The 23,446-nt window shown below is 69.5% G+C and carries 25 protein-coding genes; 12 read left to right on the forward strand and 13 right to left on the reverse strand.

Features of this window, described 5'->3' with window-relative positions; genetic code table 11:
* The first annotated feature begins 9 nt into the window (after positions 1-9).
* Positions 10-816, forward strand: a complete 807-nt coding sequence (locus tag BMZ83_RS09745; RefSeq protein WP_074878109.1) for a 2-amino-3,7-dideoxy-D-threo-hept-6-ulosonate synthase — start codon at positions 10-12, stop codon at positions 814-816.
* A 78-nt stretch (positions 817-894) separates the two neighbouring features.
* The gene (locus tag BMZ83_RS09750) at positions 895-1,884 is read left to right on the forward strand and encodes an ornithine cyclodeaminase family protein (RefSeq protein WP_074878111.1); all 990 of its coding nucleotides are present in this window, start codon (positions 895-897) and stop codon (positions 1,882-1,884) included.
* Positions 1,885-2,401: 517 nt separating this feature from the next.
* On the opposite strand, the gene leuS is transcribed toward BMZ83_RS09750, so the two are convergent.
* Complete coding sequence (gene leuS, locus BMZ83_RS09755) at positions 2,402-5,269, reverse strand: leucine--tRNA ligase (protein WP_074878113.1); 2,868 nt, start codon at positions 5,267-5,269, stop codon at positions 2,402-2,404.
* Positions 5,270-5,435: 166 nt separating this feature from the next.
* Here leuS and BMZ83_RS09760 point away from each other — a divergent pair, with 166 nt between their 5' ends.
* A complete protein-coding gene (locus tag BMZ83_RS09760) occupies positions 5,436-5,633 on the forward strand; it encodes a hypothetical protein (protein WP_074878115.1) in 198 nt (65 codons plus the stop codon).
* Here the strand turns inward: BMZ83_RS09760 and BMZ83_RS09765 are convergent.
* Positions 5,616-6,023 (reverse strand): hypothetical protein, encoded by a 408-nt coding sequence (locus BMZ83_RS09765; RefSeq protein WP_074878118.1) that lies wholly within the window; start codon positions 6,021-6,023, stop codon positions 5,616-5,618. The two genes, BMZ83_RS09760 and BMZ83_RS09765, sit on opposite strands and share 18 nt — an antisense overlap.
* A 116-nt stretch (positions 6,024-6,139) precedes the next feature.
* Here BMZ83_RS09765 and BMZ83_RS09770 point away from each other — a divergent pair, with 116 nt between their 5' ends.
* On the forward strand, positions 6,140-6,328 hold the full coding sequence (locus BMZ83_RS09770; protein WP_074878121.1) for a hypothetical protein: 189 nt from the start codon (positions 6,140-6,142) through the stop codon (positions 6,326-6,328).
* 30 nt (positions 6,329-6,358) lie between these two features.
* On the opposite strand, the gene BMZ83_RS09775 is transcribed toward BMZ83_RS09770, so the two are convergent.
* From BMZ83_RS09775 to BMZ83_RS09785, 4 genes are all read right to left on the reverse strand, one after another.
* Entirely contained in the window at positions 6,359-6,796 is a 438-nt protein-coding gene (locus BMZ83_RS09775; RefSeq protein WP_074878122.1) for an Hsp20/alpha crystallin family protein, read from the reverse strand.
* A 73-nt stretch (positions 6,797-6,869) separates the two neighbouring features.
* On the reverse strand, positions 6,870-7,718 hold the full coding sequence (gene pheA, locus BMZ83_RS09780; RefSeq protein WP_074878124.1) for a prephenate dehydratase: 849 nt from the start codon (positions 7,716-7,718) through the stop codon (positions 6,870-6,872).
* Positions 7,719-7,759: 41 nt separating this feature from the next.
* Positions 7,760-7,903, reverse strand: coding sequence for a hypothetical protein (locus tag BMZ83_RS16875; protein ID WP_166623264.1), 144 nt, complete (start codon positions 7,901-7,903; stop codon positions 7,760-7,762).
* Positions 7,904-8,062: 159 nt separating this feature from the next.
* A complete protein-coding gene (locus BMZ83_RS09785; RefSeq protein WP_074878125.1) occupies positions 8,063-8,743 on the reverse strand; it encodes a TOBE domain-containing protein in 681 nt (226 codons plus the stop codon).
* A 122-nt stretch (positions 8,744-8,865) separates the two neighbouring features.
* Here BMZ83_RS09785 and BMZ83_RS09790 point away from each other — a divergent pair, with 122 nt between their 5' ends.
* A complete protein-coding gene (locus BMZ83_RS09790; RefSeq protein WP_049981878.1) occupies positions 8,866-9,060 on the forward strand; it encodes a cold-shock protein in 195 nt (64 codons plus the stop codon).
* Between the two features lie 230 nt (positions 9,061-9,290).
* Here the strand turns inward: BMZ83_RS09790 and hisH are convergent, their stop codons facing one another.
* Both hisH and BMZ83_RS09800 read right to left on the reverse strand, forming a co-directional pair.
* Positions 9,291-9,944 (reverse strand): imidazole glycerol phosphate synthase subunit HisH, encoded by a 654-nt coding sequence (gene hisH / locus BMZ83_RS09795; RefSeq protein ID WP_074878127.1) that lies wholly within the window; start codon positions 9,942-9,944, stop codon positions 9,291-9,293.
* 207 nt (positions 9,945-10,151) lie between these two features.
* Complete coding sequence (locus BMZ83_RS09800; RefSeq protein ID WP_074878129.1) at positions 10,152-10,748, reverse strand: uracil-DNA glycosylase; 597 nt, start codon at positions 10,746-10,748, stop codon at positions 10,152-10,154.
* An 82-nt stretch (positions 10,749-10,830) separates the two neighbouring features.
* On the opposite strand from BMZ83_RS09800, the gene BMZ83_RS09805 reads away from it, so the two are divergent.
* From BMZ83_RS09805 to BMZ83_RS09815, 3 genes are read left to right on the forward strand one after another with little or no spacing between them, the layout of a single operon-like run.
* Positions 10,831-11,844, forward strand: a complete 1,014-nt coding sequence (locus tag BMZ83_RS09805) for a dipeptidase (RefSeq protein ID WP_074878131.1) — start codon at positions 10,831-10,833, stop codon at positions 11,842-11,844.
* A gap of 48 nt (positions 11,845-11,892) precedes the next feature.
* The gene (locus tag BMZ83_RS09810; protein WP_074878133.1) at positions 11,893-12,666 is read left to right on the forward strand and encodes a nucleotide-binding protein; all 774 of its coding nucleotides are present in this window, start codon (positions 11,893-11,895) and stop codon (positions 12,664-12,666) included.
* Positions 12,663-13,262, forward strand: coding sequence for a hypothetical protein (locus BMZ83_RS09815; RefSeq protein WP_074878134.1), 600 nt, complete (start codon positions 12,663-12,665; stop codon positions 13,260-13,262). The genes BMZ83_RS09810 and BMZ83_RS09815 overlap by 4 nt, the downstream gene beginning before the upstream one ends.
* 103 nt (positions 13,263-13,365) lie before the next feature.
* Here the strand turns inward: BMZ83_RS09815 and BMZ83_RS09820 are convergent, their stop codons facing one another.
* Positions 13,366-13,623, reverse strand: a complete 258-nt coding sequence (locus BMZ83_RS09820) for a hypothetical protein (protein WP_074878136.1) — start codon at positions 13,621-13,623, stop codon at positions 13,366-13,368.
* 291 nt (positions 13,624-13,914) lie between these two features.
* On the opposite strand from BMZ83_RS09820, the gene BMZ83_RS09825 reads away from it, so the two are divergent.
* From BMZ83_RS09825 to BMZ83_RS09835, 3 genes are all read left to right on the forward strand, one after another.
* Positions 13,915-15,102, forward strand: a complete 1,188-nt coding sequence (locus BMZ83_RS09825) for a M24 family metallopeptidase (RefSeq protein ID WP_074878138.1) — start codon at positions 13,915-13,917, stop codon at positions 15,100-15,102.
* A 288-nt stretch (positions 15,103-15,390) separates the two neighbouring features.
* On the forward strand, positions 15,391-16,350 hold the full coding sequence (locus BMZ83_RS09830) for a succinylglutamate desuccinylase/aspartoacylase family protein (protein ID WP_074878140.1): 960 nt from the start codon (positions 15,391-15,393) through the stop codon (positions 16,348-16,350).
* Positions 16,351-16,352: 2 nt separating this feature from the next.
* The gene (locus tag BMZ83_RS09835) at positions 16,353-17,477 is read left to right on the forward strand and encodes a pyridoxal-phosphate dependent enzyme (RefSeq protein WP_143076924.1); all 1,125 of its coding nucleotides are present in this window, start codon (positions 16,353-16,355) and stop codon (positions 17,475-17,477) included.
* 160 nt (positions 17,478-17,637) lie between these two features.
* Here BMZ83_RS09835 and BMZ83_RS09840 read toward each other — a convergent pair whose 3' ends face one another.
* Both BMZ83_RS09840 and BMZ83_RS09845 read right to left on the reverse strand, forming a co-directional pair.
* Positions 17,638-18,918, reverse strand: a complete 1,281-nt coding sequence (locus BMZ83_RS09840; RefSeq protein WP_074878142.1) for a hypothetical protein — start codon at positions 18,916-18,918, stop codon at positions 17,638-17,640.
* A gap of 317 nt (positions 18,919-19,235) precedes the next feature.
* Positions 19,236-20,516 (reverse strand): tRNA(Ile)(2)-agmatinylcytidine synthase, encoded by a 1,281-nt coding sequence (locus BMZ83_RS09845; protein ID WP_074878144.1) that lies wholly within the window; start codon positions 20,514-20,516, stop codon positions 19,236-19,238.
* A 147-nt stretch (positions 20,517-20,663) separates the two neighbouring features.
* On the opposite strand from BMZ83_RS09845, the gene BMZ83_RS09850 reads away from it, so the two are divergent.
* Positions 20,664-21,644, forward strand: a complete 981-nt coding sequence (locus tag BMZ83_RS09850) for a transcriptional regulator (protein ID WP_074878146.1) — start codon at positions 20,664-20,666, stop codon at positions 21,642-21,644.
* 37 nt (positions 21,645-21,681) lie between these two features.
* On the opposite strand, the gene BMZ83_RS09855 is transcribed toward BMZ83_RS09850, so the two are convergent.
* Together BMZ83_RS09855 and BMZ83_RS09860 are read right to left on the reverse strand one after the other, a co-directional pair.
* Complete coding sequence (locus BMZ83_RS09855) at positions 21,682-21,939, reverse strand: glutaredoxin family protein (RefSeq protein WP_074878148.1); 258 nt, start codon at positions 21,937-21,939, stop codon at positions 21,682-21,684.
* A gap of 76 nt (positions 21,940-22,015) precedes the next feature.
* Entirely contained in the window at positions 22,016-23,422 is a 1,407-nt protein-coding gene (locus BMZ83_RS09860) for an aryl-sulfate sulfotransferase (protein ID WP_074878150.1), read from the reverse strand.
* Between the last annotated feature and the right edge of the window lie 24 nt (positions 23,423-23,446).

Genomic DNA, 23,446 nt, shown 5'->3' on the forward strand with positions numbered 1-23,446 from the left:
GCTCCCACAATGACACGACTCACACCAACCGACGCCGGCAGAGCAGCACGACTCGACCGCCTCTCGACGGACGGGAACGTCCTGATGGTGCCGATGGACCACGGCATCACCATGGGCGCCGTCCAGGGGCTGGCCGACATCGAATCGACCATCGACGCCGTCACCCGTGCCGGCGCCGACGCCGTCCTGACCCAGAAGGGGATCGCGCCGCGCGTCCACCCGAACAAGAACGGCGCGGGTTACGTGATCCACCTCAACGCCTCGACAACCATCGGCCCCGACGAGGACGACAAGCGCGTCACCGGGACCGTGAAGGAGGCCGTGCAGGCCGGCGCCGACGCCGTCTCGCTCCACCTCAACGTCGGCAGCCAGTACGAGCCCAAACAGATCGAGCAGTTGGCCGAGGTCACCGAACAGGCCCGCGAGTTCGGGATGCCCGTGCTCGCGATGACCTACGCCCGCGGCGAGGGCGTCGACAGCACGGACCCCGAGTCGCTGGGCCACGCGGTCCGACTCGGCGAGGAACTCGGCGCGGATCTGGTGAAGACGGGCTACTCCGGCGACGCCGACTCCTTCGAGCGCGTCGTCGAGTCGACCGAACTGCCGGTTCTCATCGCCGGCGGGAGCAAAGGGACGAACCGCCAGACCGTCGAGATGGTCCGCGGGGCGATGGACGCCGGCGCGTCGGGCGTCTCGATGGGGCGGTCGATCTTCCAGCACGAACGGCCCGAGCGCATCGCGACCGCGGTGTCGGCGGTGATCCACGACGACGCCGGCGTCGACGACGCGCTGGCGGCCGGCGGCTTCGAGGGCTGAGGCCCCTCACGGCGGGAATTGCCGGCGACTGCGCCGGATTGTGACAGAATTAAGGGGCCGCCCTCGGTACGCGGGGCTATGGAGACGCTGCTTCTCAACAGCGAGGACGTTCACCACAACACGTCGATGGCGGAACTGATCCCCGCCATCGAACAGGCCTTCGCCGCCTACGAGAACGGGAACGCGAAGATGCCCGCCAAGTCCTACATCGACCTGCCGCAGTACAACGGCGACTTCCGGTCGATGCCCGCCTACCTCGACACGGGCGAGTGGGACGCGGCCGGCATCAAGTGGGTCAACGTCCACACCGACAACGAGGAGCAGTTCGACCTGCCGACGGTGATGGGGACGATGATCTACTCCGAGCCCGAGAACGCGTTCCCGCTGTCGATCATGGACGGCACCGAGCTCACGATGCAGCGCACCGGCGCCGCCGCCGCCGTCGCCACCGACCACCTCGCCGTCGAGGGCGCCAGCTCGATGGGGATCGTCGGCGCCGGCGTGCAGGCCTACACCCAACTGGAGGCCGTCGCGGAGATCCGCGACATCGAGGAGGTCGTCGTCTCGGACCTCGACGAGGCCCGCGTGAACGAGTTCATCGACGCGTTCGAGGACCGCTTCGACGTGCGCTCGGGCACCCCGAGCGACGCCGGCCACTGCGACGTGCTCTCGACGGTCACGCCGGTCCGCGACCCGATCCTCGGCCCCGAGGACGTGGGCGAGCACACCCACATCAACGCGATGGGCGCCGACGCCGAGGGGAAACACGAGATCGGCGACGACGTGCTGCGGGCGGCGAAGCTGGTGATCGACGACTACGCGCAGTGTACCCACTCCGGCGAGATCAACGTCCCGTGGGCTAACGGCGTCCTCGACGACGACGACCTCTACGGCGAGATCGGCGAGATCGTCGTCGGCGACAAAGCGGGTCGAACGACCGAGGACGGCGTAACGGTGTTCGACTCGACCGGGCTCGCGATCCAGGACGTGGCCGCGGCGCACGTCGTGTACGAGCACGCGAACGAGCGGGAGAACGGGACGGAGTTCGACCTGCTCGGCCTGGCCTGACACGTCTACGGGAGTCGCGGACCGGGTGGCGGTTCTTCGAACTGCGGTGGGAGTTAGGGGTTCGTGGGACGGCAACCAGAAATAGCGTCGTCGATGGAGACCGCACGACGGCGACCGCGAACAGCACCCCGAGGAGCATGATCACTTGCGGCCGCAACCGCCCCGCACGCCCACGGACCTCCCCAGCCGACTCGTTCCTTCGCTCGTGCTCAGTCACTCGCCCCCCGCGCTCGGTTCGCGTCCGTTGACGCGGACGCTTCGTGCCGACTGTGGCGGCGGTGGACACCTCGCGGGCGCAACTGTCGCGTCCACGGGGGAGGGGTGGGGAAACCGGGCTGCGCCGGACCCCGTGTCCGGCGCACTGCGGTCACAAGTGGTCATGCGTCGAGATGCCGTCGCGGTAGCCGACAGATCGGGGGGCTGTCGCAGCCGCTGTTCGAGAGGCTATCGCCGTCCCACACTCGATCACCCCCGAAAACGAACGACGGGAGTGGAACGAACCGAACGCCCTGACCTTCTACTCCAGGTGGATCGCCGGCCGGAACGGGATCGCGTTCCCGGCCCGGTCCGCGGGGTCGACCACGTCCGCGTCGTCCTCGGCGTACACCTCGACCTCGGCGTCGAACTCGCGGGCGAGGAACGGCGCGGCGTTCTCGTAGGCCGCGCGCTCGTCCATCGCCAGCAGGTCCGCGAGCTCCTCGTCGTCGTAGTCCCGCGCGAACTCGACGGCGTCCTGGGCGACCTCGTTGACCTCGTCGCCCCGCTCGCGCAGGTCGGGGTCGCTCATCACCTCGCTCATCACCGCGCCCACGTCGGCGCCGGCCTCGCGGACGGCGTCGAACACCTGGTGCTTCCAGTCGGCGGCGGCGTAGATCCGGATGATCTCGGGGTCCGTGTCGGTCACGTCGGCGACCTCGTTGATGTCGTCGACCAGCGCCTGGACGCGCTCCTCCCCCAGTTCCAGGTCGGGGGCGCGCAGGTCGTCGTCGACCTCGGGCCACGGCGCGTCCTCGGCGGGCGTGCCGGTCAGCGCCTCGTGGAGTTCGTTCGCCATGAACGGCGTGAACGGCGCCAGCAGGCGCAGCCGGGTCTCCAGCACGTGCCGCAGCGTCCAGCGCGCGCCCGGCCGGTCGAGGTCGGCGCGGCGACGGTACCACTTCAGGTGCTCGTCGAAGCCGTAGAACGCCGCCTGCGTCGCGGTCCGGGTCTCGGAGCGCTCCATCGCATCCGTTGCCGTCTCGATCGTGGTCTGGAGCTTCGACAGCAGCCAGCGGTCCACGTCGGTGACGGCGTCGCGGTCGCCTTCGGGGCCCTCGATCAGCTCCCGGCCGCGGTTGTAGAACCGCCGGAGCTGGTCGTGGGTGCTCTCGACGGCGTCCTCGCGCCAGTCGTAGTCCTGCCACGGCTCGGAGGCGTTCAGCAGGAAGAACCGCACGGTGTCGGCACCGTACTCCGAGATCGCCTCGCCCGGCAGGACGACGTGACCCTTCGAGGAGGACATCTTCTGGCCCTCCAAGAGGCCCATCCCCATCACGACGATCCCCTGGGGCCACTTCGGCTCGGGGAAGAACTCGGCGTGGTGGTAGAGGTAGAACGTCAGGTGGTTGGTGATCAGGTCGTTGCCCGAGAACCGGTAGTCGACGGGGTACCAGTAGTCCCACTCCTCGCCCAGTTCCAGCGCCGTCGGGTCGGGGTCGTCGACGGCGTCCTCGCCGTAGAACATCGCGTCGAAGAACTCGTGGTCCAGGTCCTCGACGGGCACGTCCTGGATGTGCGGGGCGACCGTGTAGTAGGACATGTACAGCGTCGAGTCCGACAGCGGCTCGATCACGAAGTCCTCGTCCCACGGCAGGCGCGTGCCCAGCCCGTAGTTCCGGATGCAGGGCCACTCGTTCAGCCAGTCGACGGTGTGTTCGTACTCGCCGCGCGTGTTCTCCGGGATGGCGTCGAGGTTCTCGATCGCCTCCAGGGTCCGCTGCTGCCACTGTTCGTCGTTGTAGCGCAGGAACCACGTCTCCTGGTAGGCGACCTCCACGTCGCCGCCGCAGCGACAGACGACCTCCTCGGAGAACTCCTGCATCGTGTCGAAGGCGTCGCCGGCGTGGTGCTCGCGGAAGCGGTCGCGCACGTCCTCGACGACCTCGCCGGCGAACTCGCCGTACTCGTCGTTCAGGATCCCGGAGTGGAACTCCGCGTTGTAGAGGTCGTTGGTGGCCTCCTCCAGTTCGGGGTCGGCGCTCGACTCGATGCCCCGGGCGTCGACGGCGTCGCGGGCCGGGATCTCGCCGTACCCCTCGACGGAGAGGATCGGGATCGGCTCGATCTCCCGGACGGTTTCGGGGTCGACACCGTACTCCGTCAGCTCGTCCGCGCGGTCTTTCAGCTCCTGCAGCGCGACGTAGTCGTCCGGCGAGTGCGCCGGCACCGACATCACGACGCCGGTGGCGTTGTCGGCGTCGACGAAGCCCGCGGGGAGGATCTGCACGTCGTCGCCCGTGACGGGGTTCTCGACGGTCGTCCCGACGACGTCCGCGCCCGTGAACTCCGTCTCGATCTCGACCTCGCGGTCCTGGAGGTCGAACTTCTCGGCGGCGTCCGCCGAGACGACCCACGTCTCGCCGTCGACGCTCGCGCGGACGTACGTCGCCTCGGGGTCGACGTAGGCGTTGGTGACGCCGCGGACCGTCTCGGGGCGCAGGGTCGCCATCGGGAAGACGGCCTCGCCGTCGTCCGGTGAGTCACCGCGGAAGCGGATCAGCGTGTACTCCTGGAACTCCGCCTCCTCGCCCTCCAGCAGGTCGTGGGTGGTGACGGGTTGCTCCTCCTCGGTGCAGTAGTTCACCGGGTGCAGCCCCTTCTCGACCAGCCCCTTCTCCTTCAGCGTCTCGTACTGCCACTCGATGAACGTGGAGTAGCGCTCGTCGTTGGTGGTGAACTCCCGGCGCCAGTCGACGGAGAGGCCCAGGGACTTCATCCCCTTCTTGTAGTGCTCCTCGATGAAGTACTCCGCGAAGCCCATCGGCGTCTCCAGGTCGCTCAAGTCCTCCTCGGGGACGTTGTACGTGTCCTGCAGCACCGAGAGCTGTTCCTCCTCGCCCTTCTTCAGGCGCTCGACGGCGCCGATGATCGGCGTCCCGGTGACGTGCCACGCCATCGGGAACAGCACGTTGTCGCCCTGCTGGCGCCGGTAGCGCGCGTAGGCGTCCGGCACCGTGTACGTGCGGGCGTGCCCGATGTGCATCCCGCCGCTGGGGTAGGGGTACGGCACCGTGACGAACGTCGCGTCGTCGCCGTCCGCCCCCTCGGCAGGATCGGCCTCGTACCGGCCCTCCTCCCGCCAGCGCTGCCGCCAGCGCTCCTCGATCGCCTGCGGGTCGTAGTCCATACCCGTGTCTCCCGGCCCCGCGTAAAAATACCCATCAGTTCTGACTGGCCCGGCCGGCAGCGAGTCCGTCGCCGCCGATCACCGGTCGAGTGGCGTGCTGGCTGGTCACACGGCCGTTTCGTGACCGAAGCGCTTTTGCACGGAACCCACCCTCTCACGAACACGAATGGCCAACGCCGGCAGTACCCACTCGACGGTACGCGACGATGCACCCCTGCTGGCGTTCGCACTCGGCCTCCTCTGTCTCCTGGCGATGGTCCCGGTCACGCTCGGCGCGCTCGCGGGCTATCTCACGCTCGGCGCCGCCGTCCCCGTGCTCGCCGTCGGCGCCGGCGCCGCCGTCCTCTCACTCGTCGTGGCCTGAGCCGAACACGACCAGCAGCACGAGCGTCGTCACCGAGAGCGTCACCGCCCCGTACAGTAGTAGCGACGCCGGCGCGTCGCCGAGCAGCCAGCCAACGGCCTCCGTCACCAGAAACGGCAGCACCAGCAGCGCCGCGACCGCGGCAGCCCGCCGACGGTGGGCAGCCCCGCTCCGGGACCAGAACCCCCGCCGGAGCGCGGCGTCGCCCGCCCCGGCGCCGACGATGGGGCCGACGACGACCGAGATCAACGAGAGCGCCATCGACGCGTTACCGACGACCTCCCCGAGCCAGAGCCAGCGCACCACGGCCGCGACGCCGGAGAGTGCCCGCCAGGCGGCTGTCGCTCCCAGGAGCGCGGCGACGGCGCGCTGTGTGGTCCGGGGTGGCACGGTCGCGGCTTGGGCGAAAAGTGGCAAAACGGTACCGGTAGCCCCGGTCTCCAGTGGACGAACCGTCGCGGGGGTGAGACCGGGAGCTTCTTCTCCCGCAGCACCGACCCCCGTGTATGGAGATCGCCGGCAAGACGCTGCGTCGACGGGTGCTGACCGCCCTCGCGGTGTTCGTCGTGCTCGTCGTCTGGGACTACGCCGCCGGATCGTCGGTCGAGTGGGTCGTTAACCTGCTCGTACCGGCGCTTTTCTTCCTCTTCTCGGTGCTGGTCGACCTCGGGATCGAGCGCTGGCTGCGGGAGTAGAGCGGAGAACGGGCGACGGGGCGGACCCGATCAGTTGATCTCGATGTCGGTGCCGTCCTCGCCGCCGGCCTTGGGGAGTTCCACCGTGAGCACGCCGTTCTCGTAGCTCGCGGCAGCCTCGTGTTCGTCCACGTCCGTGGGGAGCGACACCGTGCGGCTGACCGCCCGCCGGGTGCGCTCGCGGCGGTAGTACTGGGTCTCCTCGTCTTCGGACTCGGTCTCGGTGCTGCGCTCGGCCGAGATACGGAGCTGTCGGTCGCTGACGGACACGTCGATCTCCTCGGGGTCGAAGCCGGGCACGTCCGCGGTGACCACGATCTCGTCGTCGGCGTCGGCCACGTCGACGTGGATGCCGCCGCCGGTGCCGGCGCCGCCGGCGTCGAACTCCCGGCTCATCTCGGCGAACCCGGAGTTGAGCTGTTCGAACAGTTCCTCGATCTCCTCGAACGGGTCGCGTCGGTTGGGCATACGTGGATAAACGGGGCGAGCGCTGTTAAGGATTGCCGCCAGCGGACCCGAACGGTCACGGGCGGTCGGTTCGCTACTCGACGACGTGGTGCGTGTCGTAGGAGCCGAGGCGACGAACCCAGCCGTCGGCACAGATCGCCTCGACCTCCGCCAACGCCTCCTGGGTACGGGTCTCGTACAGCCCGGCCTCGATGTCGAAGTGGAAGCAGTAGTCGCCGAGGCGGCGGCCGCTGGGGCGGGACTCGATCCGGGAGAGGTTGATGTCCCGGTCCGCGAACGCCGCCAGCAGTTCGAGCAGCAGGCCGGGGTAGTTCGCGCCGGGGTAGACGACGAGGCTGGTCTTCCCGCCGGCCTCGGAGCGCTCGCTCTCGGGGGCGACGACGAGGAAGCGAGTGGCGTTCGAGTCCCGGTCTTGGATGTTCTCGGCGATGCGCTGGAGGGGGTGGTCGCCGTCGTCGCCGTCGGCTCCCGTTTCCGGCGAGCCCGCGTTGGCCGGGTGGCCGATGGCTGCGACCGACGGGTTCTCGCGAGCGCGCTCGACCCCGCGAGCCGTCGACGCCACCGCCTCCTGGGCCACGTCGGGGTAGTTCTCGGTCAGGTACTCCCGGCACTGCGCCAGCGCCTGCGGGTGGGACGCGACGGTGTCGAACTCGGGACCCTGTGCGAGGAGGGCGTGCCGGATGGGGGAGACGATCTCCTGGACGACACTCACCTCGCGGTCGGCCAGCGCGTCGAGGCTCTCGTCGACCGAGCCCTCGATGCTGTTCTCGACGGGAACGACGCCGCGCTCGAACTCGCCGTCGGCAACGGCCGCGACGATCTCCGTCACCGACTCCCGGAAGCTGACCGCCCCCTCGTCGGCGATCGACTGGGCTGCGCGGTGGGAGTACGTCCCCGCCGGCCCCAGCGTGACCACGTGCATGCCACGGCGTTCGCGAGGAGTCGGGAAAAGCGCGTCGGGAGCTACAGGCCGACGATGTCGTCCAGTTCGACCGCCTCGGTTCGCCCGCCACAGACGGCGCACTCGTCGACGCGTGCCGGGGCGGGGGAGCCCTCCATGTGGAGGTTGCCACACTCGGAACACACCTCGAACTCGGCGTCGAGCATTGCGCGAGAGGCGGTACTGGCCAGTCACAGGAGAACTTTGTGGCGGGGTCGACCGCGTCGCCGCTCCACGTCGGCCAGTTGCCCGTCGACGCCGGTGCGCTCACACCCACCGCAATTTCCCCATCACCGTGGGGTCGCTCACACCCCCGCGGTTGCCCTTCACCGCGGGGTCGTTCTCGTCGCCGTCGCTTTGAACGACGCCACCACCTCGCGACCGGGCTCGAGCGTCAGTCGCTCACGGCTCTCCTCGGTGACGAGCGCCGAAAGCGGCGCGTCGGCGCCCACGTCGACCGACACCCGGCAGACCGACTCGCCCCGCTCCACGTCGACGACCGGGCCCGAGAACCGGTTGCGCGCACTCGTCGCGCCGCCCTCGGGCGCGTCCGCGGGGTCGTGCAGCGTCACCGCGTCGGCGCGCAGGACGACCTCGACGGCGTCGGCGTCGGGCGGCACGAGCGCCCGGACCTCGCCGGCGGCCGTCTCGACGATCCCCAGCTCCCCCTCGCGGTCGATCACGTCGCCGTCGAGCACCGTCTCCGTGGTCTCCGCGATGGCGGTGTAGCCCGCGCGCAGGCGGTCGAACGCCGCCAGCAGGTCGCGAGCGCGGGCGGTGAGTGCGCTTCCGCCGCCGCCGCTGCCGCCGCGCTGGCGTTCGACCAGCGGGCCGAAGGCGTCCTCCATGTCGGTGAGTCGGTCGTGCGCCCGGGAGTAGGACCGTCCCAGCGTCGACGCCGCCGCGTTCAGCGATCCGGCGTCGTCGACGGCCCGGAGCAGTTCGGCGTCGCGCTCCCCGAACGCCACGCCGTCGGCCCGGAGTGTGGCGTCGAACCCTGCGTCCATACGCCTGCTGTGGCCAGCACCGGCAAAACGGTTCTGGGGGCCGGCCCAGCCAGGCGAGCACAGACCGTGGTACCACGACTCTCGGAAGGGTTATCCCCGGATAGAGTGTACGTTTGTTTGCAATGGCAAACGGTACGGTTGATTTCTTCAACGACACGGGCGGCTACGGTTTCATCGAGACTGAGGACGCGGACGACGACGTGTTCTTCCACATGGAAGACGTCGGCGGCCCCGACCTGGAGGAGGGTGAAGAGGTAGAGTTCGAGATCGAACAGGCAGACAAGGGTCCGCGCGCGACGAACGTCGTCCGGAACTAACGGTTTCTCAGTCGCTGCGAGGCGACAACCCGTTTTCACGCCGACGAGCGATGGCGTTCGCGCTCGACACCTGCGACGGCCAACTGATGGGACTGGGACGATTTCTGTATAGCGGTAGCTAGTTTATTCCTCCGCGAGCGGCCGATCGACCGACGAGCTGCGACACCGCTACAGAACCGAGAGTCAGCAGCCGAGAAAGGAGAGATCGCTCGCGGAGACGATCGCCCGCCTCAGCAGAGGTCGACGAAGTTCTTCAGGATGGTCAGCCCGGTCTCGCCGCTCTTCTCGGGGTGGAACTGCGTGCCGAACACGGTGCCGTCGTCGTTGGCGACGACCGCCGGGAACGTGACGCCGTACTCGGTCTCGGCGACGATCGCGTGGTCGTCCTCGGGATCGGCGTAGTAGGAGTGGACGAAGTAGGCGTGCTCGCCGTCGACGGAGCCGCCGCGGCCGCCGTCGACGCCGGTCACGAGCGGGTGGTCACGGACCACGTCGAGTTCGTTCCAGCCCATGTGGGGGATCTTCTGGTCGCCGCGGAAGCGCACGTTCGTGCCGGGAACGAACCCGAGCCCTTCGACGGCGCCCTGGCCGGCGTACTCGGCCTCCTCGCTCTCGGCGAGCAGCATCTGCATCCCGAGGCAGATGCCGAACAGCGGGGTGTCCGAGGCCGCCACGTCTGCCAGCGCGTCGCGGTAGGGATCGGCGTTCTCCATCCCCTCGCGGAACGCCCCGACGCCCGGGAGCACGACGCCGTCGGCGTCGTCGAACCGCCCGGGGTCGTCCGTGATCGTCACCGATGCCCCCGCGCGTTCGAGCCCCCTCGTGACGCTTCGGAGGTTGCCGAGGCCGTAGTCGACGACGACGACGTCGGCGTGCGTGTCCATACGCGAGCCTGCGGTTCCGTCGCTCAAGTGACTTTCCGTCGCGGCGTGCCATAGCGTCCCCCGTTCGCATAGTCCCTCAGGCTTACCGCCGCACCGCCGATCCATGGCCGACCCCCACGGCGAGCGATCCGCGACCTCCACCGCGGCGAGCGAACCGAGCCCCGATCGACCGCGACAACGCCGGGACCCGGCTGCTGGAGAAACCGGTCAGTAGTCGCCCAGTCGGGACTGGCCACCGTCGGCGTCCGCGAGCCCGGAGAGTTCGGCCGCGTGCGCGATGGCGTCGGCGAACGTGTCCCGCTGGGAAGCGTCGTACAGCGTCGCCGCGGGGTGGACCGAGATCAGCACCCGCTGGGACCGCTCGCCAACCCGAGCGTCGTGGACCTCGCCGGCCTCCTTCGTCACCGCCACCGAGCGGTCGAGCAGGTGCTCGCCGGGCACTTTTCCCAACGTGACCACCAGATCCGGGTCGACGGTCGCGATCTCGGCCTCGAGATACCCGCGGCAGTTCTCGAGTTCCTCGACGTGTGGGTCCCGGTTGTCCGGGGGCCGACAGCGCACGCAGTTGGTGATGCGCACGTCCGAGCGCGCCAGCCCGGCGTCCCGCAGCGCCTCGTCGAGCACGTCGCCCGACCGGCCGACGAACGGCTCGCCGCCCTCGTCCTCCTTCTGGCCGGGTGCCTCACCCAGGAACAGCAGGTCGGCGTCGTCTGGGCCGACGCCGTCGACGATACGGCTCCGGGATTCCACCAGCGCCGGACAGCGCTCGCAGGACCCCACACAGAGGCCGTCGGTCTCGTTCATACCGGACCCCGGGCGGCGATCGGCTTGAAGGGTGGCGCTTCGCGCCGGAACTTTCGAGTCGGCGGCGTCTGAGGGGGAATCCGTGCTCCCCGTCATCGACGGCCACAACGACACGCTGCTGGCCGCCACCAGCGACCGCGCTGGCGGCGAATTCCTGCGGGAACCGGACGACCCGGACGGCCATCTCGACCTGGCTCGCGCCGAAGAAGCCGGGCTCGCGGCGGGCGTCTTCGCGATGTTCGTCCCTAACGAGGGCGAGTTGGACTGGAACGAACTCCCGCCGGCGGTCGACGGCGAGCGCGCCCGCCGCGTCGTCGACGAGCAGTTCGCGACCCTCCACGACTGGGCCGACGCGACCGATCGGTTCCTCGTAGTTCGAGATATCGACGCTCTCGACGCCTGTATCGACGGCACAGCCGTCGGTGGGGTTCCCCACATCGAGGGGGCAGCGGCCGTCAGTCCGGATCTCGTAAATCTCGAGGCGCTATACGAAACCGGGCTACGGTCGCTCGGCCTCGTCTGGTCGCGCCCGAACGCCTTCGCCCACGGCGTTCCCTTCGAACACGACGCCACACCCGACATCGGACCGGGACTCACCGACGCGGGGTTCGACTTGGTCGAGGCCTGCGAGGGGATGGGGATCGTCGTCGATCTGGCGCACCTGAACGCCGCGGGGTTCTGGGACGTGGCCGAAACCGTCGACGCGCCGCTGGTCGTGTCCCACGCCGGCGCCCACGGCATCTCGCCGTCGTCGCGGAACCTGACCGACGACCAGCTCGACGCGATCGCCGACAGCGGCGGGATCGTCGGCTGTACGTTCGGGACTGCCCACCTCCGCCCGGACGGCCAGCGGGGGAAGGACGCCTCGCTGTCGACGCTGCTGGACCACGTCGAGTACTTCGCCGACCGGATGGGGGTCGAACACGTCGGCCTCGGGGCCGACTTCGACGGCGCCTCGATCCCCGAGGCGGTGGGTGACGTTCGGGGACTCCGCGACGTGCTGGCGGGGCTGGAAGCGCGGGGGTACGACCGGACGGAGCGGGAAGCCATCGCGTACGGGAACTGGCGGCGCGTGCTGGCCGCGTGGTGGAACTAACGCCACTCAGGGCGAAATTTTTAACCCGAGAACGGGGAGAACGAGCGTATGGTCGAAGCGCTGGCGGTCGCGAGCGGCAAGGGCGGGGTGGGCAAGACCACCAGCACGCTCGCGCTGGGGATGGCGCTCGCCGCCGACCACGACGTGACCGTCGTCGACGCCGACACGGGGATGGCGAACCTCTGTTTCCACACCGGCCTCGCGGACGCCGACACCACGCTGCAGGACCTCCTCCTCGCCGATTCCGACGCTGCCGTCGAGGACGCCGTCTACGACCGGTTCGGCCTCTCACTCGTCCCCTGTGGCACCTCGCTGGCGGCGTTCCGGGAGGCCGATCCGACGCGCCTGCGGGCGGTCGTCGCCGAACTCGCGGCCGACACCGACGTGCTCCTGCTCGACTCCGCGGCCGCGCTGGGGTCGCAGTCGGCGGTCCTCCCCCTCGTGCTCGCGGACCGCACGGTGGTCGTCCTCCAGCCCACCATCCCCTCGCTTTCGGACGGGCTGAAGGTGCAGGAGTACGCCCGGTCCTACGGCACCGAGACCGCGGGCGTGCTGTTCAACCGGGTGCAGGACGACGAGGCGATCGACCGCGTCGCCGAGCAGGCCGAGCAGTACTTCGGCGGACCGACGCTGGCGACGATCCCGGAGAGCGACGCCGCGCGGGCGGCCCGGCGGGCGGGCGAGCCCCTGCTCGCGTACGCGCCCGACTCCGCGGCGGCGGCGGCGTACCGCCGGGCGGCCGACCGGCTCGACCTGCAGGACCGCGACGAGGACGCGGTCGCCGACCGCTTCCGTTCGGCGGTGATCCCCGAGCCCCCATGAACGGGCCCGGAGCCACCGACCTGGAGATCCCACGAGGGCGACTGATCCGTTCCCGGGTCGGCGTCGCGAGCGCGCTCGACGCGGCGTTCTCCCGCGAGCTGACGGGGTACGCCCGGATCGAACCCGACTCGCTGCTGGCCGACGGCGAACCGGGCGTGGTCACGTTCGCCGAGGGCGTCCCCCGCGCCGCCTACTGCGAACGTGGCACCGGGGACGGGGAACGGCGCGGCGACAGTCACGAACCCGAACGCCCGATCGGGGGCGACAGCCGCGGCGTCGACGCCCTCGCCGCCCTCGCGGGTCCCGGTCCCTGCTCGGTCGAACTCTACGAACTGCCCGCGGACGCGCTCGCGGAGGTCCACGATGCTCCCGAGTTCTCGGTGCCGCCGGGCGCACCCGCGGAGGAGTTGGCGGACGACCCGGCGCTGGCTGAGCGGACCCGGGACCGCGCGCCCGCCGACGCTCACGACGGGGAGGCCAGCGCGCTGGAGTCGTTCCTGGAAGACGAGGAGCGCATCGCCGCGATCCAGGAGGAGGCCCGGGCGGAGGCCGAACAGCGGGCCGCCGAGTGGGGACTCGACGACCAGTTGGAGTAGGCCGAAAACCGCACGGCCAGGGCTGTGAGCCGCAGAACGGGTCGGGTCGGGTCACGCGGGCGCGGACGCGGGGGAGTTTACGCGGACGGCGGTGGCCGAGCGGTCAGGCCGTCTCGGGGTCGTGCCCGTGGCCGACGAGGAACGCGACGGCGTTCAGCGCCAGCAGCACACTGAACACGACCGGCAGGTCCCACATGGCGCCAGTCGCGACCATCGGGACGTACGTCAGCGGGAGGGCGACCGCGGACCAGAACGCCGCGGCGCGAACGGGACCGAGCATCGACGCCGCGAACGAGACCGCCGAGCGGGGGAGCTCGCTGCCGCGGACGCGCGACAGAGTGGAGGGTTCGGAGGTGGACATGGTGACTCTACTTTACCCAATGACGGGGGACCACGTATAACGGCAGCTTCGTACAGCTCGGTTCGCCCCGTTTTACGGTGCTACCGGGAGTGTGACTGACGTTTTACGACGCCCTTAGCGAGTCCGAGACAGTTTATCGACGGATATAGAGTCGTTTCGGAGTATCACCGCGGTCAGCGGCCGGACCGGCACGACGCCATCCCCACGGCGCGGCGGACGGCGACGCCGACGACCCGGCAGGGAGCGGGGCACACCCGGAGGCTTTTGCTCACAGGGGTGGATTCGGCACGCATGCCGACTGAACTCCCGGACGCCGAGTACCGGTCACGACTCCGCGAGGTCCGCGGGAAACTCGACGACACCGACGCCGACGCCGCCGTCTGGTTCTCCGCGACGAGCATCCACTACGTCTCCGGCTTCGAGCACGTCCAGACCGAGCGCCCGGTCTGTCTCGCGGTCACCGACGACCGCATCGAGATCGTCGTGCCCCGGCTGGAGGTCGAGCGCGTCGAGACCGTCGACCGCATCGACGCCGTCCACCACTACTTCGACTACCCGCAGGGGCGCCCGATGCAGGTCGTCGCGGAGATGCTCGACGGCCTCGGCGCCGAGACGGTCGCCGCCGACGCCGACGGCGCGCCGGGCGTGATGGGCTACGAGGGTCCCGAACTCTCGGAGTTCGTCGACGTGGAGACGCAGTCGTGGGTCTCGCGGATGCGCTGGGAGAAGACCGACGCCGAGGTCGACCTGATCCGGGAGTCGGCCAAGTGGGGCAACCTCGCCCACCGCTACCTCGCGGAGTACACCGAGCCCGGGGCCCACCCGGCAACCGTCTCCCAGCGGGCGTCGATGGAGGCCTCGCGGGCGATGCTAGACACGCTGGGCGACCAGTTCGTCGAGAACGTCCGCGCCTCCGGCCCGGCCCGCGCGGGCTACATCTCCGCCCACGAGACCGCGCTGCCCCACGGCCACACGCCGAACAAGCGACTCGAACGGGGCGACGTGCTGGTGACCGGCGCCTCCGCGAACGTCGACGGCTACGGCTCCGAACTCGAGCGGACGATGTTCGTCGGCGAGGTCAGCGACGAGCAGGAGCATTACTTCGAACTGATGCTCGAGGCCCAGGACATCGCCATCGACGCCCTCGGCCCGGGCGTCCCGCTCTCGTACGTCGACGAGCAGGTCTGGGCGTTCTACGAGGAGCAGGGGATCACCGACCTCGCCCAGCACCACGTCGGCCACAACATCGGCCTCGGCGGCCACGAGCCGCCGTACATCGACCAGGGCTGGGGCGACTACGACCACGTCGACGAGAGCGACGCCGAGATGCGCCCGGGGCAGGTGTACACCATCGAACCCGGCATCTACACCGACCACGAGGGGTACCGCCACTCCGACACCATCGCCATCACCGAGGACGGCGTCGAGTGGCTGACCTACTACCCGCGGGACCTGGAGTCGAACGTCATCACGGAGTAGCCGGCTGTATGAGGCGATCAATCGTTACAGCGAACTATTTACCACACCTGTCCGGCGACCGAGCTACCGAGAGCGGAGCTCTCGTTCGCCAACCGGATATCTCCGATTTCCGGTGCCGGTCCGAAGGATCCGGACGGTCGCCGGTTCACTCGCCGAAGGGAGGCTCGCAGGCTCTCGGTCGAGCTTTTGCCAGGGAGCGAACGGAGTGAGCGACGCAGCAAAAGGTCGGTGTCGGCGCCCTCGCCCGGTATCGAACCCACTAAGGCGAGTCCGGGCAAGCAACGTACAATGAGTCTCACGCTCGGCGACGCCAGCGCGGCCCCCGGCGAGATGGCCACCGGGCGGCTCCGGATTGGCGAGCGCCGCGACGGCAGTCCCGTCTCCCTACCGGTCTGTGTGGTCAACGGCGCCGACGACGGCGAAACCCTGTATCTGCAGGCGGTCTCGGACGGCGACGAGCTCAACGGCCTCGGGGTGCTCACCCGGGTCGTCCCGCGGCTCGATCCCGCCGAACTCTCCGGCGCGGTCCTGATCGTCGGGATCGTCAACGTCCACGCGTTCCAGATCGCCGAGCACCGCAACCCCATCGACGACACGAAGATGAACCGGGCCTACCCCGGCGACGAGGACGGGACCAGCTCCGAGCGCATCGCCGCCGCGACGTTCGACGCCGCCTGCCGGGCTGACTACGTGCTCGACCTCCACCAGGGCTCGACCTCGCGGATGCTCAACGAGGCCCGGGTACGGTGTGGCCGCCACCATCGCCTCCACGGCGACTGCCTCGAACTCGCGAAGGCGTTCGGCACGGGCCACGTGCTCGACCAGAAGGGGCCCGACGGCCAGTTGGCCCGCGCGGCGCCCGGCGAGGGGATCCCCACGATCGACCCCGAACTCGGCGGCTGCGTGGGCTGGGACGAGGAGAGCATCCAGTACGGCGTCGAGGGCGTTTTCAACGTCCTCCGCCACTACGGCTTCCTCGACGGCGAGGCGTCGATGGACGAACAGACCCGCGCCGCGGGGTTCGACCAGTACCGCGCGCCGGCGGGCGGGCTCGTCCGGTTCCGCGCGGAACTGGGCGAGGAGATCCATCCCGGCGACACGCTGTTCGAGATCACCGACCCGTTCGGCCAGCTCGCGGGCCGGGTGACCGCCGACTGCGAGGGCGTCTTCTGGCGCTCGCGGCGGCTCCCGCAGGTCGCGACCGGCGAGTACGTCTGCTCGGTGGCGACCGGCGTCGACGCCTACTGACGATGACTGACCCCACCCCACTCGTCTGTCCCGACTGCGGCGCCGAGTACGCGGATCGCTGGCGCTGTACCTGCGGCCACCCCCTCGAGTTCGCCCGCCAGCCGCTCCCGGACGGGCCAGCACCCGACCCTGCCGCCTTCGACGCCCGCGAGGGGCTGTGGGCGTTCTCGGCGTTCCTCCCCGTCGAGAAACGGGTCAGCCTCGGCGAGGGGATGACGCCGCTCCAGCACGCGCCCGACTGGGACGCCGAGTTCAAACTGGAGTACGTGTTCCCCACCGGCTCGTTCAAGGACCGCGGCGCGACGACGACGCTCTCCCGGGCGCTGGAACTCGGCGTCGAGAAAGTGGTCGAGGACTCCTCGGGCAACGCCGGCGCGGCGGTCGCGACCTACGCCGCCCGGGCGGGGATCGACGCCGAGATATACGTGCCGGCGAGCGTAAAGCAGAGCAAAATTCGAGCGATCGAGGCTGCGGGCGCGACGCCGGTCCGCATCGAGGGCTCGCGACAGGACGTGACCGACGCGTGCATCGACGCCGCGGTCGGCGAGGGCGCCGACGAAGGTGCGACCGGCGACGGTCGGCCGGGCGCCGGCGCCTGGTACGCCTCCCACGCCTGGAACCCCGCCTTCTTCGCCGGCACGGCGACGTTCGCCTACGAGACCGCGCTCCAGCGTAACTGGGCGGCGCCCGATGCCGTCGTGACGCCGCTGGGTCACGGGACGCTGTTCCTCGGCGCCTACCGAGGGTTCCGCGCCCTGAAAGAAGCGGGCTGGATCGACGAGGTCCCGCGAATGTACGGCGCGCAGGCCGCGGGCTACGCCCCTATCGCCGCGGAACTCCACGGCGACACTGCTGGCGCGAACGACGTGGCCGACGGGATCCAGATCCGCGATCCGGTGCAGAAAGACGCGATTCTGAATGCCATCGAGGCCACCGGCGGCGACGCCATCGCGCTCACGGAGGCGCCGGTCGCCGACGAACTCGATCGACTCCACGCGGCCGGCTTCTACACGGAACCCACGTGTGCGGTCGCGCCCGCGGCGCTCGACGAGTACCGCGAGCGCGGTGCCGTCGACGCCGACGAGGACGTGGTCGTCCCGCTGACTGGGAGCGGGCTGAAGGCGTAGCGGTCCGAACTGTTTTCCCCGCGGCCTACGACGGGCGCGCCTCGCTGCCCCACGACCGGGAGACAATGGCGCGGGCGCTGGACCGCTTCTGACTACGCCGGGAGGCCCACCGCCTGGCCCGAATCAGGGCGGCGAAGCGAGCACTGGAGGGCGGGAGTGCTCACTCGGTGCGTGCGTTCCCGTTCAGGACGTAGTGCGCCGTGTCACTCCGGAACTCCATGCGGAACGACTGTGGCTCGTTCTGCTGGATATCGTCGAACGTCCACACCTCGAACTCGGTCCCGATGAAGTCGTCGGGGTTGACGATGCCGAACAGGTCGAACCTGTCGAGGGTCCTCTTCTTCACAGTATCAGTGACCTTCCCCTTGATGTTGTCGGCGATGTCGTTGCCGTCCTGTTCGGTGAACTCGATCTCGTCGTTCGAACTGTTCTCGGCGACCTGTTCCGCGACCTCCCTCACCTTCTCCTCTATCTCGGATTTGAGTTCGGTTCGTAGTTTTCGATACCCCGCCTCCACGGCTTGCGTGCTGGTGTTGTCTTGTTCAAGCAGGACCACGATGAGGGCGGCACGTGCCACCGACTTCGGGTCGGCGTCCGTCTGCGCCCCCGATGCGATCGCCGGTATCACCGGGGACATCCGGTCTCGGAACGTCCCCGTTTCGTCCGGCACGGGGAAGCTGTCCCCGCCGTGGACGTTTCCTTGCCCCAGGTTCCCGTGGGTCCCGTGTCGACCACCTCCCCGAAGCCTCGCCCCGGCGGCGTCGTAGTTGTTGTTGAGGTACGCCTCCACGACGTCGATGGACCGACCGTCGACGAACAGGGCAAGTGCGAGAACGTACGGCTCGTCCCCATCCGGGGCGAAGAGCCTGTCCTCCTCGTCGGAGTCCCGACAGTCTACCCGCGACAGTTCCAGCGTCACCGGCATCGTCCCCGTCTCCATGGGTGTGTCCGTCTCCAGCTGGGACTCGATCTTGGGGTCGACCCACGCTGCCCAGTCCTGGGTCGACCGTCCCGCGGCGTCGACGCGCAGTTCGAGGAACACGTCCTCGCCCGAGAGGTGGGTCAGGTCGGCCTTCACATCCAACAGTTCTCCGGTGTACCCCTTCTGGCGGCGGAGAACCGGGTTCCACACGTGAGTGCCGTTCTCCCGGTGGTGTTCGAACACCCAAAACTCGGCGCCGTCGCTCGCGCTCGCGCCGTCGAGGAACCCGATCTGGGCGGTGAAGACGGCGTTGTCGGGCGCCGTGACCCACGGGAAGAATCCCTTGATCGTTCCGTCCGGGACCCACTTGGGGTGGGTCCTGAGCGCCGATTTCGAGGACCCGTTCTCCATGGTCACGGTGTCGAGACGGGCGAACCCTCGGTCGTCGCCCGCGCTCCCGTTCCACGGGATCTCGTTGCTGTCGCGAGTGTTGTGGTCGTCTACGAGCTGTCCCGTCACCCAGCGCGCTCCGTCAGCCGTGTTCGTGAGATCTATGGCCATTTTCGGCTCCGACATGTCGACTGACCAGTGTTTCTCCCGTTCCGCCGTATCGAACCATCGCCGACATGTCGTCAGTAAATATAATATTTATAATGTAATAATCTTTCGCTATACATATCTATAGAGTAATTTCACACGTAGTTATATAACGTGTCTGCTAAGTCGAGCCCCGATACGCGCCGTGGTTTCACCACGCCTGTCGAGACCGATCACCGTGGGGACTTCGACGGTGCACGTTCGGGGACCACACCGGACGACCGACACCGGCCCAGTACCTACCGTTCCGGATGCGTCGGCGCGTCGAACCCCCCGCGAACGAGCGGCTTCGCGACGTGCCGGCGGGCACACGGCGGCACCTCGTACCAGCCGCGTTCGAGCGCTCGGTCAACCTCGACCTCGACTTTCCCGGGCGCGCTCGTCCCGCAGTCCCGGCAGCGGTACCCCTGATCCCGGCCTGCCGAACTCATCCGGTTCCCGCAGTCCGGGCACGTCGGGGTGGTCAGCGTCGTCCGGGTCAGCGCGCGGACGGCGAACTTCTCGAGCTTGAGCGTCCCGTCGCTCACCTCCCCGCAGACGGTGAGTTCGTCGCCCGTACGCAGCGCGCGCACGCGGTCGCGGAAGCGCTTGGTCGGCTCGAACGCCGCGGCCGCGATGGGGTCGCCGTATCCGCCCCGAATCGGGACGAACACGTGGCCGCCCGCCCGCGTTTCGGGCTCGCCGGCGACGACGCAGTCGACGCGGTAGGCACGGCCGTCGTCGAGCGTCGTGAGGTCGTCGACAGCGGCGTCGCTGAGGTGGGCGTCGGTCCCCTGATTCGTCCGGAACAGCGCGGTCCGTTCGACCGGCTCGGAGTCGATTTTCGCAACCATCCCCCTGAGGGCGTCGGGGTCGTCGCCCCGGAGGCCGTAGAGGATCGGGCCGGGCGCGCTGGGCACGCAGACCGCCTCGTCCTCGGCGCGGTCGACGGTGTCCCACGCGTCGGGGTAGGCGTCGTCGGCCGCGGTGAACAGGCTCGCGTCGTCGACTTCTCGGGGGGTTCCACAGCGCTCGAACTCCCGGTAGGCGATCAGTTCGTACGTCCACTCGGCGAACGCGCGGTGGGCGCCGACGGCCGCGAGCGCGCCGATGCGGCCGTGGCCGCCCGCCCAGCCCGCGGCCTCGAAGCCGGCGTCGGCGGCCAGTTCCAGCGCGGCGTCGAGGTCGTGGAACTCCCGGACGGCGTCGCGGGCGAACTGGGCGACCGAGTCGATAATCTCGTCGGGGTCGCAGTCGGCGACGACCAGTCCCGGCGACGTCCGGGGGTCGTCGGTCTCGGCCAGCGGTCCGAGTTCGTCGCGGGCGATGGCGCCGGCGCGGTCGGCGTCGAGGTCGGTGTGGATCGCGAGCGCGGCGTTCCCGCGGGTCTTGCGCTCGACTGCGGGGTTCAGGCGGACCAGCAGTCGCTCGTCGATCGACCCGCCCGCGGCCGCGATCCGCTCCGCGATCCGGGCCGCGAGGTAGGTCGTGCACATCCCGCGCTGGCGGGAGTCGGTGTCGTCGACGCCGATGACGGTCACGGCAGGAGGGAGGCGGTCGCCGGCCAAGGGGGTTTCGCGTCGGAGCCCGGGAGTCGGCTCGGTCGGGCGTTCGGGCAGTGAATCGACAGATAGCGGCGGGATAGGTGGACACAACGCATATATGCCGCGAGTCGCCTACATCCCTGTATGAGCCGTACAGCGCTGATCGAGAACGTTACGGCGATGCTGCAGGACGCCGGGTTCCTCGTCAGCGAGCGCTGTGCGATCCGCCCAAAGAGCTTCGACGTGGCCGCGCGCCGCGGCGAGGAGCTCGTACTGCTGAAAGTGCTGGGCAACGTCGACGCCTTCGACGCCGCGACCGGGCGGGAGATGCGCCGCCTCGGCGAGTACCTCTCGGCGACGCCGATGGTCGTGGGGATGCGGACCCGCGACGAGGAGCTCAAGCCCGAGGTGGTGTACTTCCGCCACGGCGTACCCGCGATCCACCCCGACACCGCGTTCGACCTGTTCGTCGAGGACGTGCCGCCGCTGATCTACGCCGCCCCCGGCGGGCTCTACGTCAACATCGACGGCGACCTGCTCTCGGAGACCCGCGAGCAGCAGGACTGGAGCCTCGGGAAGCTCGCCTCGGAGCTCGGCGTCTCCCGGCGCACCGTCTCGAAGTACGAGGACGGGATGAACGCCTCCATCGACGTGGCGGTGAAGTTGGAGGAGCTGTTCGACCGCCCGTTCACGGCGCCAATGGACGTGATGGAGGGCGCCGAGGAGGTCCGGGACGCCGAACCCACCCCGGACCCGCCGGAGGCCGATCCCGACGACGAGCACGTCGTCGGCGTCCTGACGCGGGCGGGGTTCACCGTCCACCCGACGATCCGGGCGCCGTTCAACAGCGTCTCCGAGGACGAGGAGCGCCGCGGCCGCGACGGCGCGAAACTGTTGACCGGCCACTCGGAGTTCACCCCCAGTGCCGAGAAGCGCGCCCGGATCATGTCCTCGCTCGGGCAGGTCACCCAGACGCGCTCGGTGTACTTCGTCGAGGACAACGCCAGACGCGAGTCGGTCAAGGGGACCGCGCTGGTGTCGTGTGAGGAGTTGGCCGAGACCGACGACCCCGAGGCGGTGCGGGACCTGATCCGCGAGCGCGCGGCCGAGCCCGGCGAAGCCTGATCGGTCGAGCCGTCGCCGCCGGTTTTCCCGAAGTCGACTACGCCGCGCCGTCCCCGTAGGTCTCCTCCAGGTAGGCGACGATGTCGCTGCTCTCGGGCATCCCCTCGACGCCGTGGTCCTCGTCGACGAGCACGGGAACGCCCGTCTGGCCCGAGACCTCCTGTACCTCGGTTCGCTCGCTGTGGGCCGACGGGACTTCGATCGTGTCGTACTCGAGCCCGAGTTCGTCCAGCTTGTCGGCGGCCTTGATACAGAACGGACAGCCCGGCAGTTCGTAGAGCGTGATGTTCGCCATTACCTACGGTTGGGGGCTGACACTCAAAAACGCCGCGGCGCCGGCGAGCACGCCGGCTATCTCGGACGACGGGCTGTCACAGTCGGCCCGCCCGCTCGCGCAGCGACCGGACGCCGTCGGCGATGCGGGCGCGCTCGCGGAACCCCTCCGCGACGCCCCAGCCAACCAGCAACAGGGCGGCGCCGACGACGCCGGCGAACTCCCAGGAGCCCAACCAGGCCGGCTGGAACCACGGGACGAGTCGGCCCCACAGCCCCGCGAACTCGGTGACCGGTCCCTCGACGGCCGTCCCCTGCGCGCTCGCGGCGAGCCACGAGGAGAACGTCGCCGAGAGCCCGCCGGCGGAGCCGTAGACGGCCGTGTGACCGCTCACGCCCAGGTCACGCATCGTCGGCCCGTTCGACTCGTCGCCGGTGCCGATGCGCTCGGCGTCGTAGGGCGCCCACGTGGCGAAGTACTCCCAGACGATCTCGCCCTCCGGGGTGATCTCGATGACGCGGTGGTTCATCGAGTCGACGATCATCGTGTTCCCGTTGGGCAGGCGGTCCGCGTCGCGGGGCCAGGAGAGCGACGCCGAGGAGCCGGCGCTCCAGACGTGCTCCCACTCGCCGTCGTCGTTCTTCGTGTACTCGATCACGCGGTCGTTCTCGCTGTCGGCGACCAGGATCGTCGGGTCGCCGTCCTCGGTCGTGAGCCAGTCGGGGTTGTGCTGTTCGTACAGCGTCGAGTGGTCGCCGTCCTCGCCGAGGCGTTCGGTGATCTCCTTGGTGGTGATGTTGACGGCGATCACCTGATCGAAGTTCCGGGGCGAGAGCAGCAGTTCCTCGCCGTCCCGGATCACCTCGACGTCGTTGACGTGGGTCCAGTCCTTCGCGAACCCGCCGTCCGTGCCGTTGGGGTAGTGGTTGCGGAACGTCCACTCCCAGTCGACCTCGCCCTCGGTGCGGTCGTACAGCACCACGCGGTCGTTCGAGCACTCGCAGGACTCGTTCCACTGCCGCATGTTGGCGATCGCGAGGTGCGTCTCGTTGTACACGTCGATGTCGTGGGTGTCGTGGTACGGCAGCGTCTCCTGCCAGACGCGCTCGCGGTTGTCCCGGTTGAGTTCGTAGACGGTCGTCCCGTCGGGGTTGGTCGAGACGACGAGCAGGTTCCCGTTGGGCAGCGGATCCACGTCGTAGAACCACCGCGCGCCGAGGGCGTCCTCGTACACCCAGTTGGTGGTGCCGTTGCCGTCGGCCGAGACGACGCGGGCGGGCTTCTTGCGGTTGCCCTGTCCCTGGAAGTGGTAGCCCTGGATCCCGACGATCGTGGCGTTGTCGGCGGGCTGGTCGATCGTCCCGGGGCCGAGTTCGCTCGGCGAGTCCGCCGAGTCGCCGCCGACGCCGAGAGCGGCGCCCGCCGCGGGCGCCAACAGCGAGAGGACGAGCAGGAGGGCCACCCCGCGGACCAGCCAGCGCCGGGGTGGCAGACTGCGTTGCATGGTCGCGAAAACGGCGGGGAGCGG

It is taken from the genome of Halolamina pelagica (assembly GCF_900115675.1).
Lineage (GTDB): Archaea > Halobacteriota > Halobacteria > Halobacteriales > Haloferacaceae > Halolamina > Halolamina pelagica.

Bases quoted from the DNA above. Each gene is read 5' to 3' on its own strand.
- pheA (WP_074878124.1), bottom strand. From the start codon at position 7,718: ATGCACGTGGTCACGCTGGGGCCGGCGGGGACGTACTCCCACCGCGCA.
- BMZ83_RS09760 (WP_074878115.1), top strand. From the start codon at position 5,436: ATGGCCAACGCCGGCAGTACCCACTCGACGGTACGCGACGATGCACCC.
- BMZ83_RS09835 (WP_143076924.1), top strand. From the start codon at position 16,353: ATGACTGACCCCACCCCACTCGTCTGTCCCGACTGCGGCGCCGAGTAC.
- BMZ83_RS09750 (WP_074878111.1), top strand. From the start codon at position 895: ATGGAGACGCTGCTTCTCAACAGCGAGGACGTTCACCACAACACGTCG.
- BMZ83_RS09790 (WP_049981878.1), top strand. From the start codon at position 8,866: ATGGCAAACGGTACGGTTGATTTCTTCAACGACACGGGCGGCTACGGT.
- BMZ83_RS09770 (WP_074878121.1), top strand. From the start codon at position 6,140: ATGGAGATCGCCGGCAAGACGCTGCGTCGACGGGTGCTGACCGCCCTC.
- BMZ83_RS09775 (WP_074878122.1), bottom strand. From the start codon at position 6,796: ATGCCCAACCGACGCGACCCGTTCGAGGAGATCGAGGAACTGTTCGAA.
- hisH (WP_074878127.1), bottom strand. From the start codon at position 9,944: ATGGACACGCACGCCGACGTCGTCGTCGTCGACTACGGCCTCGGCAAC.
- BMZ83_RS09830 (WP_074878140.1), top strand. From the start codon at position 15,391: ATGAGTCTCACGCTCGGCGACGCCAGCGCGGCCCCCGGCGAGATGGCC.
- BMZ83_RS09825 (WP_074878138.1), top strand. From the start codon at position 13,915: ATGCCGACTGAACTCCCGGACGCCGAGTACCGGTCACGACTCCGCGAG.
- BMZ83_RS09785 (WP_074878125.1), bottom strand. From the start codon at position 8,743: ATGGACGCAGGGTTCGACGCCACACTCCGGGCCGACGGCGTGGCGTTC.
- BMZ83_RS09855 (WP_074878148.1), bottom strand. From the start codon at position 21,939: ATGGCGAACATCACGCTCTACGAACTGCCGGGCTGTCCGTTCTGTATC.
- BMZ83_RS09800 (WP_074878129.1), bottom strand. From the start codon at position 10,748: ATGAACGAGACCGACGGCCTCTGTGTGGGGTCCTGCGAGCGCTGTCCG.
- BMZ83_RS09850 (WP_074878146.1), top strand. From the start codon at position 20,664: ATGAGCCGTACAGCGCTGATCGAGAACGTTACGGCGATGCTGCAGGAC.
- BMZ83_RS09810 (WP_074878133.1), top strand. From the start codon at position 11,893: ATGGTCGAAGCGCTGGCGGTCGCGAGCGGCAAGGGCGGGGTGGGCAAG.
- BMZ83_RS09860 (WP_074878150.1), bottom strand. From the start codon at position 23,422: ATGCAACGCAGTCTGCCACCCCGGCGCTGGCTGGTCCGCGGGGTGGCC.
- BMZ83_RS09820 (WP_074878136.1), bottom strand. From the start codon at position 13,623: ATGTCCACCTCCGAACCCTCCACTCTGTCGCGCGTCCGCGGCAGCGAG.
- BMZ83_RS16875 (WP_166623264.1), bottom strand. From the start codon at position 7,903: ATGCTCGACGCCGAGTTCGAGGTGTGTTCCGAGTGTGGCAACCTCCAC.
- BMZ83_RS09815 (WP_074878134.1), top strand. From the start codon at position 12,663: ATGAACGGGCCCGGAGCCACCGACCTGGAGATCCCACGAGGGCGACTG.
- BMZ83_RS09745 (WP_074878109.1), top strand. From the start codon at position 10: ATGACACGACTCACACCAACCGACGCCGGCAGAGCAGCACGACTCGAC.
- leuS (WP_074878113.1), bottom strand. From the start codon at position 5,269: ATGGACTACGACCCGCAGGCGATCGAGGAGCGCTGGCGGCAGCGCTGG.